Source organism: Streptomyces sp. TLI_053 (assembly GCF_900105395.1).
Taxonomy (GTDB): Bacteria; Actinomycetota; Actinomycetes; order Streptomycetales; family Streptomycetaceae; genus Kitasatospora.
This window is the reverse complement of record NZ_LT629775.1, coordinates 5,322,032-5,337,579: the sequence shown is the minus strand read 5'-3', so window position 1 is coordinate 5,337,579 and position 15,548 is coordinate 5,322,032. Positions and strand designations below refer to the sequence as shown.

The following is a 15,548-nucleotide window of genomic DNA, read 5'->3' as shown; positions in this document are numbered from 1 at the left end:
TCCGTCCGCCCGCGCCGCTCGGCACCGGCCGCTCGCGCCGCCTCAGCGGGAGGCGCGGAGCTCCGGCACCTCGATCTGCTCGGTCTCGTCGTGCGGGGTGAGGTCGACCACCTCGGGGGCGGCCGTCCGGCCGACCTGGGGCAGGACCTGGGTCCGCTCCTCGGCGGCCTCCGGGGCCCCGGCGGCCGGCACCGTGCCCTGGGCCTCGACCGGTGTCCGGGCCTGGGCCTGGGCCTGGGCCTGCGCCTGGGCGGCCACCACCTCGTCCCCCACCACGTCCGCGAGGTCGGCCCGCTCGCCGAGCTCCGCGACACTGCCCACGACCGGCGTCGGCGCGGCCGGCCGGACCCCGCCCCCGGCCCCCCGCCCGAAGAAGCTGAACCCCTGCGGCCGCGCGGCCGCGGGCACCGCCGGGCGCGGCCGCTGCCGCTCGGCCGGCCGCACCGGCTGCGCGGCGGGCGCCCCGCCGAGCTGCCCCACGGTCGCCGTCAGCACCGGACGGACCGGCGCGGCGGGAACGGGCGTGGCCCCGCCGGACGCGGACGGCGCGGACGGCGCCGTGCCGGGCGCGGGCACGCCGGGAGCGACCGGAGCGGGCACCACCGGCGCCACTCCCCCGGACACCGTCCCGGGCGCCCGCGCGGGCACCGGGGCGTCCGTGGTCGCGGGCGCCGAACCGGCCCTCAGCGCGACCTCCGCACCCGCCGCGCGCTCCCGCGCGGCGGCGCGCTCCGCCTCCTGCCGGGCCTCCCGCTCCCGCTGTGCCTGCGCCTGCGCCGCCTGCCGCTCCAGCTGCCGCAGCACGGCCCCGGCGCGGACGAAGGCGGCCGGGCTGGCCGGGTACTTGGGGCGGCTCGCGGCGAGCGCCCGCTGGGTCGCCTCGGCCTCCTTGAGCGCCTGCTCGGCGACCGCCACGGCCCGCTCCTTGAGCAGCCGGGCGATCTCCGTCTCGGCCTTCGCCAACCGGGACTTCTCGGCGGTCAGCCGCCGGCCGAACCTGGTCGCCCGCTCCTCGGCCACCTCGGCCGCGTACTCCGCCTCGGCGAGCTGCTCCTCGAACCGCTCCTCGGCCCGCAGCCGCTGCGCCGCCGAGACCTCGACCGCCGCCCGGGCGGCCCGGTCGCGCTGCCGCAGCAGCACGGCGAAGCCGAGCGTCGCGAGCACCGCGGCGGCACCCACCGAGCGCACCAGCACGGTGTCCTGACTGAACAGCAGCGCTCCCAGCGCGGCGACGAGGAGCACGCCGGCGGCGGTGGGGGGGAAGACCCGGCCGAGGACGGAGGAATGACGGTGGCGTCCGCGAGACATGCTCAAGAAACTAGCGTGCGAATTGGGGCCGTGTCAGCCCAGGGTCGGCTTCGGGCCTTGACACCGCACCCGACCGACCGGAGGCGTCCGGGAATCCGCCCCGGACCGCCGGAGCGGGACCGGTCAGCGGTGGGTGGCGGCGGGCCCGTGACCACCCGGGTCGTCGTGGTTCTCCGGCAGCCGGCAGACGTGCTGCAGCCAGAGCGCCGCCGCGATCACGGCCACGCCGGCCAGCACCGCGAGCCCGGCGGTGATCGCCTGGTCCTTGCGGGCCGGCACGTCCAGTTCGCCCAGCAGCTGGATCCCGGCGCCCGCGTAGATCCCGGTGACCACCGCCGACACCAGCGCGCTGGCCTGGGCGAGCACCACCGCGCGGGCCGCGCCCAGCGGGTCCACCCGCTTCGCGCCGGGCTGCCGCTCGCGCGCCGCCTTCAGCCGCGCGCGCAGCGAGAACGCGGTCGCCAGCAGGATCGCCGCCACCGCGGCCAGCACCACCGGCGCCGCGCCCGGCACCGCTGGCAGCGTGTCCAGGGAGGCCCAGAGCTTGGCACCGGCCCAGGACAGCGCCGTCGTGACGACGGTGATGCCCACCAGCAGACGGAGGCGAAGCAGCTTCACTCGGACGGGGTCCTTTCCCGGGCGACGGGCGACAGGCGGGACGCGGCAGGCGACGACGGAGCCGCCCGCCCCGGGGGCTCCGGTGCGGCGGCGTCAGGCCACCGTACCGGGCCCGGCCCGGAGGGGTCCCCGGACCGGGGCCGACACCATGGGTACGCCCGACGGCCCCGCCCGAGTTCCCCGGCCGGCCGGGCCGGGGAGCCGCGCCCGCGGCGCGGGCCCGCCGCGGACCTACTCCGGCAGGGTCAGCCGGATGTCCTCGCGGCGCCGGACACCCTGGGCGTCCGGGCCGCCGAGGGCCGCCAGCAGCGCGCCGACCGGCCCGTGCCCGGGCACCTCGGCCTCCGGCTGGGCGTCCAGCCACGGGGCGAGCACGAAGGCGCGCTCGTGCGAGCGCGGGTGCGGGAGCAGCAGCTCCGGGTCCTCGCTGACGACGCCCTCGTAGGCCAGGATGTCGACGTCCAGGGTGCGCGGGCCCCAGTGGACGGTGCGGACCCGGCCGAAGGCGTCCTCGATCGCGTTGCCGCGCTCCAGCAGGTCGCGGGGCGGCAGGGTGGTGCGGAGCACGACCACGGCGTTGTAGTACGCGGGCTGCTCGGAGGGACCGCCCACGGCGTCCGTCTCGTACACCGCGGAGACGGCCTTGACCTTCAGCCCGGGCGTGTCCGCGAGGGCGTCCACGGCCCCCTGGAGGGTGTCCAGACGGTTGCCGAGGTTGGAGCCGAGGGCGATCACGGCGCAGCGCTGGCTGTGCAGGGTGGTGTCGGCCGAGTCGACCCGCTGCTCCAGGTCGAAGGTGCTCGGCGCGGCGGTCGGGTCACTGGTGGTCATCGCACTTCCCCTAGGGCTGAGACGGGCCGCGCTGCGGCGGGCACCGGGCACGCGGTACGGGTCACCCGCGGGCCCGGTGGATGGTCACGGTCACGTCGTCGAACGGCACGGTGATCGGCGCGTCCGGCTTGTGCACGGTCACCTCGACCTCCTGCACCGGCTCGTGCTTCAGGCACTGGTCCGCGATCCGCTGGGCCAGGGTCTCGATCAGCTCGACCGGCTCGCCCGCGATGATCGCGGTGACCTCCTCGGCCACGATGCCGTAGTGCGCCGTGCGGGTCAGGTCGTCGCCGGCGGCGGCGGGACGGGTGTCCAGGAACAGCACCAGGTCGACCACGAAGGTCTGGCCCTCGGCCCGCTCACGCTCGAAAACACCGTGGTGGCCGCGGGCACGCAGGCCCCGCAGAGTGACGCGGTCCAGCAAACGAATCACTGCTCCCAGTCGGACGGGCCCCGCCCGGTCGAGAACGGCGGGCAGGGCGGAGACGGGCGTCGCGCCCGCCGCTGACCTTTTCGAATCTACCCGCGCGCGCCGACAACACCCGACCGTCCTACCCGGCACGAACCGTCGCCACGCACGCCGCATTGGCGATTGACGTGAACGTTCGGTGACCTGCCGGGAATTCCCCGGCCACCGGCCGGGGCCGTTTCCCCGGGATTTCCGGCCCGGGCCCGGAATCAGTCCTCGTCGTCCTCGTCGGCGCTGGTCAGAACGGGTGAACCGTGGTGCGACCACAGTTTCCACCCGGCCGGAGTGCGCCGGAAGAGATTGGTCGACACGACCTTTCCGCCGACCAGCGGGCCGAGCTCGCCCTCCTCCTCCGCCTCGCCGCCGGAAAGGATGTTCTCGGTGCACGTGACAAGGGCCACATCGCCCTGCACCTCCGCCTCCTCGTCGGTGAGGATGAACTGGATGTACTCGGTGTTCGCCATGATCAGCATGTAGGAGCGGGTCACCTGGGCCCGTCCGCGCAGCACCGGCCACCCCGGGTGGACGCAGACGACGCCCCCCTTGTCGTCCGCCTCGCCCGCGCCCAGCCAGGCGTCCTCCACCGCCTCCTGGTCGCCGTTCTCCAGCGCCTCGTAGAGCGCGCGGTTGGCCTCCAGGGCCGCCTCGCGGTCCGCCTCGATGGACCGTCGGCCCGCTGTCTCCCCGCTCAACCTGCCGTCACCTGCCATGACCCTCCCGTCTTCGCCAAGCGCTCACCCCTGCCGGGCCGCGCGCTGCCAGGCCGCGACCACGCGGACGGCATCCGCCGTCCCGGACACGTCGTGCACCCGCACCGCCCAGGCACCGGCCCCCGCCGACAGCACCGACACCGCGGCAGTGGCGTCGTCGCGCTCCCGGGCCGGGCGCAGCTCCCCGGTTTCCGGGTCGGCCAGCAGCGTACCCAGGAACCGCTTGCGCGATGCGGCGACCAGGACGGGACGGCGGAGCGCGGTGAGGGCGTCGAGCCGGCCGAGCAGCGCCCAGTTGTGCTCGGCGGTCTTCGCGAAGCCGAGCCCCGGGTCGAGGATCAGCTGCCGTTCGTCGACCCCGGCGGCGACCAGCGCCTCCACCCGGGCGGTGAGCTCGGCGACCACGTCGGCGACCACGTCGCCGTAGACGGCCAGCCGGTCCATGTCGGCGGACTGCCCGCGCCAGTGCATCACCACGAAGGGCACACCGGTCGCGGCCACCACCCGGGCCATCGCGGGGTCGGCCAGGCCCCCGGAGACGTCGTTGACGAGCAGCGCGCCGGCCTCCACCGCCCGCTCGGCCACCGAGGCCCGCATGGTGTCGACGGAGACCGCGACCCCGGCCGCGGCCAGTTCCCGCACCACCGGGACGACCCGTCGCAGTTCCTCCTCCTCCGGGACCCGCTGCGATCCCGGCCGGGTGGACTCGCCGCCCACGTCGACCAGGTCGGCGCCCCGGGCGCGCAGGGCGAGGCCGTGGGCGATCGCCTTCGCGGGGTCGTGCCACAGTCCGCCGTCCGAGAAGGAGTCGGGGGTCACGTTGACCACGCCCATGACCGCGCAGCGGTCCAGCCGCGGCAGTCCGGCGGGCAGCGAGTAGGGCACCGAATTGCTCATGCCCCCATTATCCGGTGGCCCGGTCCGCGCCACCCGGGCACCCGGCCGCGCCCGTCGCCCCGAGCGGACCGCGCCCCCGGCCGTGCCCGTCGCCCGGACCGCTCCGGTCCCGGACAGCGGGCCGGCCCCCGCCGAGGAACGTCCTCGACGGGGGCCGGCGGCCGTGCGCCCGGCTCAGGCGGCCTCGGTGACCTCCGGCCTGGCCCCCGCCGGCTGCAGCCCCTGGCGGCGCGGCCTGCGGCCGAAGCGCGGCATGCCGAGGGTGATGAAGGCCTCCGCCTGCATCGCCGCGAAGCCGATCCTGGGCAGGTCCCTGGTGTTCGGGAAGACCAGGAAGCGCGGCTCCCACTCCGGCTGGAACTTCGCGTTGAACTTGTACAGCGACTCGATCTGGAACCAGCGCGACAGGAACACCAGCAGCCCGCGCCAGGCGCGCAGCACCGGTCCCGCGCCGATCCGCTCGCCACGCGCGAGCGCCGAACGGAACATCGCGAAGTTCAGCGACACCCGGCGCACCCCCATCGCCGGGACGGCCTGGAGCGCGGCGACGATCAGCAGCTCGTTCAGGCCCGGGTCGGCCGCCCGGTCACGGCGCATCAGCTCCAGCGAGATGCCGTCCTCGCCCCAGGGCACGAAGTGCAGCACCGCCTTGAGGTCGTCGCCGCTCTCGCCCTCCTCCGGCGCCTTGTGGGCGGTGACCACCACGCAGGCGTCGTCGCCCGGCTCGCCGAACCGGCCGAGCGCCATCGAGAAGCCGCGCTCGGTGTCGGTGCCGCGCCAGCGGGCCGCCGCGTCGGCGATCCGCTCCCGCTCCTCCCCGCCGAGCTCGGAGACCCGGCGGACCTGGCAGGAGTAACCGTTGCGCTCGATCCGCTTGACCATCTGACGGACGTTGCGCATGGCCCGCCCGGCGAGCGAGAAGGAGGCGGTGTCGACGATCGCCTCGTCCCCCAGCTCCAGCGCGTCCAGCCCCGCCTCCCGGGTCCAGACCTCGCCGCCGACCTCGCTGCAGCCCATCACGGCCGGCACCCAGGCGTGCTCGCGGGCCTCGGCCATGAACACCTTGATCGCGCCCGGCCAGGCCTCGACGTCGCCGACCGGGTCGCCGGAGGCCAGCATCACGCCGGACACCACCCGGTAGGAGATCGCCGCCTTGCCGGTGGGCGAGAACAGCACGCTCTTGTCCCGGCGCAGCGCGAAGTAGCCCAGCGAGTCCCGCTCGCCGTGCCGCTCCAGCAGCGCCCGGACCCTCACCTCGTCCTCGGCGGTCAGCTCCGGCTTCGGCTTCTCCGGCCGCAGCGCGAGGTAGGTGGTGGTGAAGGCGGTGATCAGACCCATCGCGCCGAGCAGGTAGCCGACCAGGTCCGCCATCCGGTCCGAGTTGTAGTGCACCGGCCCCTCGAAGCCGAACAGCCCGTAGAGGACGTGCTCCAGCCGCTGGTACAGGCCCGGGTGCCCCAGCTCGTACTTGGTCCGGGTACTGACGATCAGCAGGCCGATCAGGACGCTCACGGCGCCCAGGACGACCAGGTTCACCACCGCCCGCCAGCGGGTGCGCGGGTCGGCCTTGGCGTAGAACTCGCGCTGGTGGACCAGCATGACCACGAACAGCACCAGCGAGATGACGGCCGGGCCGAGCTGGTGCCAGCGCAGCAGGTGCAGTGCCGCGCCCACCGGCAGCAGCACGCACACCACCCGCCAGGCGCGCCGCTTGCGCCGGCGCAGCGCGTGCGCGAGCAGCACCAGGAGCAGGCCGACCATCAGGGTGCCGGCCGCGGCCAGCGTGGTGGTGCCGCCCGGCAGCTGCCCGGCGAAGGTGTGCACCTTGGTGTGCCGGAGCTTGGGGAACACCGCGCTGGCGATGTCGACCAGTCCGATCAGCAGACAGGCGTAGCCGACCGCACCCGGGAGCCAGGCCCTCGGAACGGCGGCCGCTTGGGTACGAAGCGTCTGCAGGCCGCGACGGCGCTGCGGCTGCTCGGGGCTCGGCTCAACGGACACGGGAACGCTCATGGGGGTTCAGCGTAGAGGCTGTCGCGGGGTGTCCGGTCACTCCGGGGTGGGAGCCGTGATGGACCTTCATGCGTTTTCCTTCATCTGGCAAGACGCACACCAAGGAACCGGCAACGAAGGGTAAACCGGCGCCCCGGGGGCGCTGCGAATTGAGCCGAGGGGTGGGTCCCGGGGGCCCCTCGCCGCGTGGCGCGACGAGCCCCCGCGTACGTGCTACGTACGGTGGACGCCGCATTTTAGGGCGTCGGTTGCGCGCGAGCGCCACCGGGATCCCGGGCCGTCCCGGCGTCCGGACAGCCTAGCCGCGGTGGCCGGAGCTGACGGTCCGCCAGACGATGAAACCCGCACTGCCAGTGTCCCACCGGAAGGCCGACAGCATGGAACTGACCAGCGACGCGCTGATGAACTCGCTGCTTGCCCTGGGTTCGGCCGCGCTCGTGATCACCCTGTGGCTGTGGCCGCGGCTGGCGAGGCAGCGCCCACTCCCGGTGCTCGGCCGGGTCGGCCTGTTGACGCTGACTCAGATCGTGCTGGTGTCGGTGCTGGCGCTCAGCGTCAACAACTCCTTCGGGTTCTACACCTCCTGGGACGACCTGCTCGGCTCGGGCGGCACCAAGCTCGCCCTCACCAGCAACGAGGCCCGCAAGGGCGGCGCACCGGTCGGCGACGCCCTGGTCCAGCCGACGAACGAGGGCGGCATGGAGACGGTCGGGGACCTGCCCAAGGGGCCGCCCGAGGAGGTCGGCCGGGTGGAGTCGGTCCGGATCACCGGCAAGGAGACCGGACTGTCCGACCAGATGTTCGTCTACCTGCCGCCGGAGTACTTCGACCCCAAGCTCGCCCTGACCCGGTTCCCGGTGATGCTGGCGATCGCCGGCTACCCCGGCATCACGGTCAATCTGATGAAGGAGCTGCCGGTCGTCCAGCAGGCGATCGAGCTCCAGCGGGCCGGGAAGATGCAGCCGACCGTCGTGGTGCTGTCCCGCCCGACCCTGGAACCGCCGCGGAACACCGAGTGCGTGGACGTCGCCGGCGGGCCCCGCACCGAGACCTGGTTCACCAAGGACGTCCCCGAGGCGCTGCACTCCGCCTACCGGATCGGCCGCTCCCCCGCCTCCTGGGCCGTCTTCGGCTACTCGACCGGCGGCAGCTGTGCGTTCCGGCTGGCGATGCGCTCTCCGAACGTGTTCGGCGTCACGGCCGGACTGCACGGCGACGTGAAGGTCGTCGAGGACCAGTTCACCGGCGGCAGCCTGTTCGGCGGGGACCGGACGCTGGCGGAGCAGAGCGACCTCACCTGGCGGCTGCAGAACCTGCCCGCCCCGCCGCTGTCGATGCTGGTGGTCTCCACCCGCAAGGAGGCCGACTACCCGCAGACGGTCCAGTTCGTCGAGCTGGCCCAGCAGGTGGCCGCCTCCAATCCGCAGTTCCAGGTGGAGTCGATGTACCTGGACGACGGCGGCCACAACTTCGACAGCTGGATCCGCGAGCTGCCGGCCACCCTGGAGTGGATCGGCAACCACCTCGGCTAGGGCACCTGAGTGATTACCGGCGGGTCGGGCGCGGCGGGCGCCCCCGCGGGGGGACGTATCGCGACCGCCCCGGCCGACGGCCGGGGCGGTCCCTGACCCGGGCAGGAGGCCCCATGCTCAGCACCCGATCCCTCTTCGAGGAGATCTACCGGAACGACGAGGCCTACCAGTTGTTCTGCAGCATCGCCGCCGGCGGCGAGGACCAGGGCGGCTGGGAGAACGAGCGGATCACCGAACTCACCCGTGACCCGGTCCTCGCCCCGAAGATCGCCCGGCACGGCGCCGACGAGCGCAAGCACGGGCGGATCTTCACCCAGCTGCTGCACAAGCGCGGCCTGCCCAAGGTCGACGTCCCCGCCGAGGCCGACTACTGCATGCTGCTCGAGCGGCAGGGCGTCGGCCTCGCCCACGAGCGCCTGACCACGGACATCCCGCTGACCGACCGCGAGATCATCACCTATCTGGCGCACAGCCGGGTGACCGAGCAGCGTGCGGCCGAGCAGATGCGCCAGCTGGTCAAGGCGTACGGGGACAACCCCGACCTCGGCCGGGCGATGCGGATGATCTCGGCGGACGAGGACAACCACCTCGCCTACTGCCACGAGGAACTGCTGCGGCTCTCGGCGGAGGGCCACGGGCCGTACATCCGGCACGTCCTGGAGACCTGCGCCCGGGGCGAGATCCGCACCCACCGGGACGTCGGGCTGGCGGTGACGTCCCGGATGGCCCGGATCCTCGCCTGGCCGCGCTGGCAGCTGGCCGTGGTCACGGCCGGCCTGCACGCGCTCTACCTCTACGACCTGCTGTACGGCTGGCGGCGGATGGTGCGGCTGCGGATGCCCGCCCGGCGGGACGCGCTGGGCACCCCGGCCCCGCCGCACGCCGGGCCCGAGCCGCTCTGAGCGGCCCCCGGCCGCCCGTCCGCCCGTGCGGGGCCGTCGCGACCCGGTCAGCGCCCGATGATGAGGCTCATCGCCTCGGCCCGGGTGGCCGGGTCGCGCAGCTGTCCGCGCACGCAGGAGGTGATGGTCTTGGCGCCGGGCTTGCGGATGCCGCGCATCGACATGCACATGTGCTCGCACTCGACGACCACGATCGCGCCGCGCGGTTCCAGGATCCGCATCAGCGCGTCGGCGACCTGGCTGGTGAGGCGCTCCTGCACCTGCGGCCGGCGGGCGTAGACGTCGACCAGCCGGGCCAGCTTGGACAGGCCGGTGATCTTGCCGCTGGGGGACGGGATGTACCCGACGTGCGCGACCCCGCGGAACGGCACCAGGTGGTGCTCGCAGACGGAGGTCAGCTCGATGTCCTTGACCAGCACCATCTCGTCGTGGCCGAGGTCGAAGGTGGTGGTCAGGACGTCCTCGGGCTCCTGCCAGAGGCCCGCGAATATCTCCTTGTAGGCCCGCGCCACCCGGGCCGGGGTCTCCAGCAGACCCTCGCGGTCCGGGTCCTCACCGACCGCGAGCAGGAGTTCACGGATCGCGTTCTCGGCCCGCTTCTGGTCGAACGTGCCGACGGCGGGCGGACCGTCGAGCGTCACCGGGTCGATCATGCGGGCCTCGCTAACTCGTTGGCGAACAGGGGTTGAACAGCACGGATGCCGCGCCTCCAGGGTACAAACCCCGGTGACGCGGCATCCATTCCGGCGGGTGCCGGAGGTGGTTCGTCAGCCCTCGGTGGGCGGCTCGACGGGCAGCTGCGGGAGCTTGACCACGTCGGCCGGAGCGGCCTCGGCGGCGCCGGCGCCGTTGGTGAGCGCCAGCTCCTTGGGCGACTGCACCGGCGGGCGGGTGGACGGCGTCCGACGGGCGGAGCCGGTCCAGGCCGGACGGGTCGGGCGCTTGACGATCGGCGCGAAGATCTCGGCGATCTGCTCCTTGTTGAGGGTCTCCTTCTCGAGGAGCTCCAGGACCAGGTTGTCGAGCACGTCGCGGTTCTCGACCAGGATCTCCCAGGCCTCGTTGTGCGCGCTCTCGATGAGCTTCTTGACCTCTTCGTCCACCAGCCCGGCGACCTCTTCCGAGTAGTCGCGCTGGTGGCCCATCTCGCGGCCCAGGAACGGCTCCGAGTTGTCGCTGCCGAACTTGATGGCACCGAGGCGCTCGGTCATGCCGTACTGGGTGACCATGGCCCGCGCGGTGGCGGTGGCCTTCTCGATGTCGTTGGAGGCACCGGTGGTCGGGTCGTGGAAGACCAGCTCCTCCGCCGCGCGCCCGCCCAGCATGTAGGCCAGCTGGTCGAGCATCTCGTTGCGGGTGGTGGAGTACTTGTCCTCCTCCGGCAGCACCATGGTGTAGCCGAGGGCCCGGCCGCGGGACAGGATGGTGATCTTGTGCACCGGGTCGCTGTACTGGCAGGCCGCCGCGACCAGGGCGTGGCCGCCCTCGTGGTACGCGGTGATCTTCTTCTCCTTGTCGGACATGATCCGCGTGCGCTTCTGCGGACCCGCCACGACGCGGTCGATCGCCTCGTCCAGGATGTTGTTGTCGATCAGCTTCTTGTCCGAGCGGGCGGTCAGCAGCGCCGCCTCGTTCAGGACGTTCGACAGATCGGCACCGGTGAAGCCGGGGGTGCGCTTGGCGACGGCCGAGAGGTCGACGTCGGGCGCGATCGGCTTGCCCTTCTGGTGCACCTTGAGGATGTCCAGACGGCCCTGGAGGTCGGGGCGCTCGACCGCGATCTGACGGTCGAAGCGGCCCGGACGCAGCAGCGCCGGGTCCAGGATGTCCGGGCGGTTGGTGGCGGCGATCAGGATGACGCCGCCCTTGACGTCGAAGCCGTCCATCTCGACCAGCAGCTGGTTGAGGGTCTGCTCGCGCTCGTCGTGGCCGCCGCCGAGGCCCGCACCGCGGTGCCGGCCGACGGCGTCGATCTCGTCGACGAAGACGATCGCCGGGGCGTTCGCCTTGGCCTGCTCGAAGAGGTCGCGGACCCGGCTGGCGCCGACACCGACGAACATCTCGACGAAGTCGGAACCGGAGATCGAGTAGAACGGCACCCCGGCCTCGCCCGCGACGGCACGCGCCAGCAGGGTCTTGCCGGTCCCGGGCGGGCCGTAGAGCAGCACACCCTTGGGGATCTTGGCGCCGACGGCCTGGAACTTGGCCGGCTCCTGGAGGAACTCCTTGATCTCGTGGAGCTCCTCGACCGCCTCGTCCGCGCCCGCGACGTCGGAGAAGGTGGTCTTCGGGGTGTCCTTGGTGAGCAGCTTCGCCTTGGACTTGCCGAACTGCATGACGCGCGAGCCGCCGCCCTGCATCTGGTTCATCAGGAAGAGGAAGACCAGCACGATGATCACGATCGGCAGCATCGACAGCAGCAGGCTGACGAGGGTGCTCTGCTTCTCGGGGCTGACGGTGTAGCCCTCGGTCAGCGTGCTCTGGTCGTTGTCGTTGATCTGCGCCTGCAGCTTGTCGGCGATGCCGACGCCCTGGTCCCCGATGTAGGAGGCCTGGAACTTGCTGCCGGACTGCGGCTTGCCGGTGCCCACGGCGGGCAGCTTCGCGCCGTCCTTCAGTTGGATCTTGATCGTGTTCGAGTCACCAGTGGTGATCTGCGCCGACTTGACCTGCTTCGCGTCGATCGCTGCGACGACCTGCCCGGTGTCCACCGTCTTGTAGCCGTTCGAATCCGAAACGACCTGCATCAGCACGATGACGGCGAGGACGGCCAGCACGATCCACATGATCGGCGCACGGAAGTATCGCTTGACGTCCATCCATGCGGGGCGTTGCCGCCCCGTCCCTCCTGCCACTCAACGGCGCCGCGGGGCTGTGGGCCACCGGCGCATATCGGTCAGTCAGTGCTCATGTGAAGAGCGGTTTTATTGGACCGTACCGCAGTACGCCCCCCAGGTGGCGGGAGCACGGCGATACGACGTTCTTCTATGGTCCCCCGACTCAACGGGCGGGAACAGGATCCTGTTCCCGCCCGTCGTCCGAACGGGTTCTCAGCCGCCGTAGACGTGCGGGGCGAGAGTGCCGATGAAGGGGAGGTTGCGGAGCTTCTCCGCGTAGTCGAGACCGTAGCCGACCACGAACTCGTTGGGGATGTCGAAGCCGACGTACTTGACGTCGATCTCGACCTTGGCCGCGTCGGGCTTGCGCAGCAGGGTGCAGACCTCCAGCGAGGCCGGGCCGCGCGAGCCCAGGTTGCCGAGCAGCCAGGACAGCGTCAGACCGGAGTCGATGATGTCCTCGACGATCAGCACGTCCCGGCCGGCGATGTCGGTGTCCAGGTCCTTCAGGATCCGGACCACACCGGAGGACTTGGTGCCCATCCCGTAGGAGGAGACCGCCATCCAGTCCATGGTCACCTGCGAGTGCAGGGCGCGGGCGAGGTCGGCCATGACCATCACGGCCCCCTTGAGGACGCCGACGATCAGCAGGTCCTTGCCTGCGTAGTCCCGGTCGATGCGCTCGGCCAGCTCCAGGAGCTTCGCGTCGATCTCGTCCTTGCTGATGAGCACCTTCGCGAGGTCAGCGCCCATGTCGTTCTGGTCCACCGGGGATACGTCCTCAAACGTGTCGGGGTCTGGATGGCCGGCGGCCGGCTCCCCCGGGCATGCCCGCCCGTCAGTCGCCCTGTCGCCGAAAGACCAGCGTGCCACACCGGCGGGTGGCCTCGACGCCCCCGGGTAGGTGCAGCGGCCCCTGACCACGCCATCCGGTGACCAGCAGGTCGATCGTCTCCAGGTGCCGGGCGAAGAGGTCCCCGGCCGGACAGCCCGCCCGCAGCGCGGCCCGGCGCAGCACCCGGCGGCGCACGGCGGGGGGCAGCTCGGACAGCTTCCCGGCGTCCAGGGCGCCTTCGCCCGTCCGGATGTCGCGTTCGGCGAGCGCGGCCCACTGGTCGAGCGCGTCGGCGTCGTCGCGGAACAGCCGGGCGGTCCGGGCGAGCGCCTCGACCACGCCGCCGCCCAGGTGCTTCTCCAGCACCGGCAGCACCTCGTGCCGGACCCGGGCGCGGGTGTAGGCCGGGTCGCAGTTGTGCGGGTCGTCCCAGACCTGGATCGCCTGGGCGGAGCACGCCTGCCGGGTGGCGGCCCGGTCGAGCTCCAGCAGCGGGCGCCGGTAGCGGCCCTTCTGGGCCGGCATGCCGGCCAGCGAGCGGGCGCCGGACCCCCGGGCCAGGCCCAGCAGCACGGTCTCGGCCTGGTCGTCGCGGGTGTGGCCGAGCAGCACGGCGACCGCGCGGTGCCGCTCGGCGGCCGCGTCCAGGGCCGCGTACCGGGCGTCCCTGGCGGCGGCCTCGGGGCCGCCCTCGCGGCCGACCCGGACGGCGATCGCCTCGACCGGGTCGAGGCCGAGCTCGCGCAGCCGGTCGGCGACCTGGTCGGCCCGCTCGGCGGAGCCGGACTGGAGGCCGTGGTCGACGGTGACGGCGCCGACCCGCAGACCGATCTTGGGGGCCTCGAAGGCGGCGGCGATGGCGAGCGCCATGGAGTCCGCACCGCCGCTGACGGCGACCAGGACCAGCGGCGAGCCGGGCGCGGCGGGGGTGCGGGGCAGCCCGGACGGATGGCGGTGGGCGTTGCCGATCAGCGTGGTGCCGACGGCGGCCGGCAGGGCGGCGGCGGCCACCGGCACGCCGGGGACGCGCTCGCGCGGTTCGCGGGCGGGCGCGGTGAAGGTGGAACCGGCCTCGGCGGCGAGGTCGGCGAGGGTGCGGCGTACGGCCAGGCGTATCGCGGCTACAGCGGGGTGTGGGCCCACGGCGGACGACTCCTCGGCGGAGGGGGGACAGGACTGCGGTGGGCGCGGCGGGGACCGCGCATCCATGAGCACCGTGTTACCGGGCGCTCACAGATGGTGGCAGAAAGGAGGCACCCGCTACGCCACCCGCGCCACCGGTACGACCACCGTCCCACGTTCGGGTGAATGAAGAAACGTATCTTCACCCGCCATGTGCACGACTGGACCACTCGTGCGAACGGATCCGACCGCCACCCGGTCCCGCCCCCGCGGGGCCGTCAGCGGCCCACCCGGGCGACCCAGGCGGCGGGGTCGTGGATCTCGTCCTTGGTCGGCAGGGTGTTCGGCGAGGTCCAGACCCGGTTGAAGCCCTCCATGCCGACCCGCTCGACCACACCCCGGACGAAGACCGCGCCGTCCTGGTACTGCCGGAGCTTGGCGTCCATCCCGAGCAGCCGGCGCAGCACCAGGTCCAGCCGGTTGGCACCGCGGTCCCGGCGCTGCTGGAACTTCTCCCGGATCTCGGCGACGCTCGGCACCACGGCCGGGCCCACCCCGTCCATCACCACGTCCGCGTGCCCCTCCAGCAGGGACATCACGGCGGTCAGCCGGCCGAGGATCTCCCGCTGGGCCGGCGACTGGACGATCTCCAGCAGGCCGGCCGACGGGGCGTCGCCGCCGCGGCCGCCGAGGCCGGGCAGTCCGGCGCCGAGCGAGCCGGCCGCGTCCCGCAGCCGCTCCACCAGCGCACCGGGGTCGACGTCCGTCTCGGCCAGGAAGGACTGCACCTCGGACTGGATGTGGTCGCGCAGCCAGGGCACCGCGGTGAACTGGGTGCGGTGGGTCTCCTCGTGCAGGCAGACCCAGAGCCGGAAGTCGGCCGGGTCGACGTCCAGCTCCCGCTCGACGTGCACGATGTTGGGCGCCACCAGCAGCAGGCGGCCCGGACCGGGGCCCTCGGGGCCCAGCCGGGGCTTGTCGAACAGCGCGGCCGGGCTGTCCGGCGCCTCCAGCGAGGGCTCGGCCGGGGCGAAGGTCTCGTACTGGCCGAGCACCTTGGTGGAGAGGAAGGCCAGCAGCGCGCCGACCTCGATCCCGGTGGCCTTCTCCCCCACCGTGCCGAGCACGGCGGAGGCCGAGCCGCCCGTCCGGCGCGCCTGGAGCTTCTCCACCAGCGGCTGGACGATGGTGCGGAAGCCCGCCACGTTGGCCCGCACCCAGCCGGGTCGGTCCACGATCAGCACCGGGGTCGCGGTGGCCTCGGCCAGGCTGCTGGAGCGCATGCCGGTGAACTCCCGGACGTGCTCCTCCGCCGCCAGGGCGTGCCGGCGCAGTTCGGCGACCACTGCGGCCGCCTCGGCCCGGCTCACCTCCGGCCCCGGCCGCACCAGCCTGGTCGCGGTCGCGACCGCGAGATTCCAGTCGACCATGTCGGCCCCGCCGCTCGCGCTCGTCATGCCCTCACCGTACGTGC

At 73.2% G+C, this 15,548-nt stretch carries 14 protein-coding genes; 2 read left to right on the top strand and 12 right to left on the bottom strand.

Annotated elements, in window-relative coordinates:
- Positions 1-42 precede the first annotated feature (42 nt).
- The 7 genes from BLU95_RS42395 to BLU95_RS21675 all read right to left on the bottom strand — a co-directional run bounded on the left by BLU95_RS42395 (position 43) and on the right by BLU95_RS21675 (position 6,846).
- Positions 43-1,308 (bottom strand): hypothetical protein, encoded by a 1,266-nt coding sequence (locus BLU95_RS42395; protein ID WP_093861490.1) that lies wholly within the window; start codon positions 1,306-1,308, stop codon positions 43-45.
- A gap of 123 nt (positions 1,309-1,431) precedes the next feature.
- On the bottom strand, positions 1,432-1,926 hold the full coding sequence (locus BLU95_RS21705) for a DUF3180 domain-containing protein (protein ID WP_093861489.1): 495 nt from the start codon (positions 1,924-1,926) through the stop codon (positions 1,432-1,434).
- Between the two features lie 231 nt (positions 1,927-2,157).
- Positions 2,158-2,757 (bottom strand): 2-amino-4-hydroxy-6-hydroxymethyldihydropteridine diphosphokinase, encoded by a 600-nt coding sequence (gene folK / locus BLU95_RS21700; RefSeq protein ID WP_093861488.1) that lies wholly within the window; start codon positions 2,755-2,757, stop codon positions 2,158-2,160.
- A gap of 61 nt (positions 2,758-2,818) precedes the next feature.
- A complete protein-coding gene (gene folB / locus BLU95_RS21695; protein ID WP_045939025.1) occupies positions 2,819-3,178 on the bottom strand; it encodes a dihydroneopterin aldolase in 360 nt (119 codons plus the stop codon).
- Positions 3,179-3,435: 257 nt separating this feature from the next.
- On the bottom strand, positions 3,436-3,918 hold the full coding sequence (locus BLU95_RS21690; RefSeq protein WP_231977725.1) for a nuclear transport factor 2 family protein: 483 nt from the start codon (positions 3,916-3,918) through the stop codon (positions 3,436-3,438).
- A gap of 42 nt (positions 3,919-3,960) precedes the next feature.
- On the bottom strand, positions 3,961-4,833 hold the full coding sequence (gene folP, locus BLU95_RS21685) for a dihydropteroate synthase (RefSeq protein ID WP_173862099.1): 873 nt from the start codon (positions 4,831-4,833) through the stop codon (positions 3,961-3,963).
- 174 nt (positions 4,834-5,007) lie between these two features.
- Positions 5,008-6,846 (bottom strand): phosphatidylglycerol lysyltransferase domain-containing protein, encoded by a 1,839-nt coding sequence (locus BLU95_RS21675; RefSeq protein ID WP_093861486.1) that lies wholly within the window; start codon positions 6,844-6,846, stop codon positions 5,008-5,010.
- Between the two features lie 377 nt (positions 6,847-7,223).
- Between BLU95_RS21675 and BLU95_RS21670 the strand changes: the two genes are divergently transcribed.
- The gene (locus BLU95_RS21670) at positions 7,224-8,378 is read left to right on the top strand and encodes an alpha/beta hydrolase (RefSeq protein ID WP_093861485.1); all 1,155 of its coding nucleotides are present in this window, start codon (positions 7,224-7,226) and stop codon (positions 8,376-8,378) included.
- 113 nt (positions 8,379-8,491) lie between these two features.
- Positions 8,492-9,280, top strand: coding sequence for a ferritin-like domain-containing protein (locus tag BLU95_RS21665; RefSeq protein ID WP_093861484.1), 789 nt, complete (start codon positions 8,492-8,494; stop codon positions 9,278-9,280).
- 47 nt (positions 9,281-9,327) lie between these two features.
- Here the strand turns inward: BLU95_RS21665 and folE are convergent, their stop codons facing one another.
- From folE to BLU95_RS21640, 5 genes are all read right to left on the bottom strand, one after another.
- Positions 9,328-9,933: a GTP cyclohydrolase I FolE gene (gene folE / locus BLU95_RS21660; protein ID WP_093861483.1), complete on the bottom strand. Its 606-nt coding sequence runs from the start codon at positions 9,931-9,933 to the stop codon at positions 9,328-9,330.
- Between the two features lie 114 nt (positions 9,934-10,047).
- On the bottom strand, positions 10,048-12,099 hold the full coding sequence (gene ftsH, locus BLU95_RS21655; RefSeq protein WP_093861482.1) for an ATP-dependent zinc metalloprotease FtsH: 2,052 nt from the start codon (positions 12,097-12,099) through the stop codon (positions 10,048-10,050).
- 231 nt (positions 12,100-12,330) lie between these two features.
- Positions 12,331-12,885 (bottom strand): hypoxanthine phosphoribosyltransferase, encoded by a 555-nt coding sequence (gene hpt, locus BLU95_RS21650; protein WP_030059589.1) that lies wholly within the window; start codon positions 12,883-12,885, stop codon positions 12,331-12,333.
- A gap of 70 nt (positions 12,886-12,955) precedes the next feature.
- Positions 12,956-14,095 (bottom strand): tRNA lysidine(34) synthetase TilS, encoded by a 1,140-nt coding sequence (tilS, locus tag BLU95_RS21645; protein WP_093861481.1) that lies wholly within the window; start codon positions 14,093-14,095, stop codon positions 12,956-12,958.
- Between the two features lie 257 nt (positions 14,096-14,352).
- Entirely contained in the window at positions 14,353-15,531 is a 1,179-nt protein-coding gene (locus BLU95_RS21640; RefSeq protein ID WP_093861480.1) for an Rv3626c family coenzyme F420 biosynthesis-associated protein, read from the bottom strand.
- Positions 15,532-15,548 lie beyond the last annotated feature (17 nt).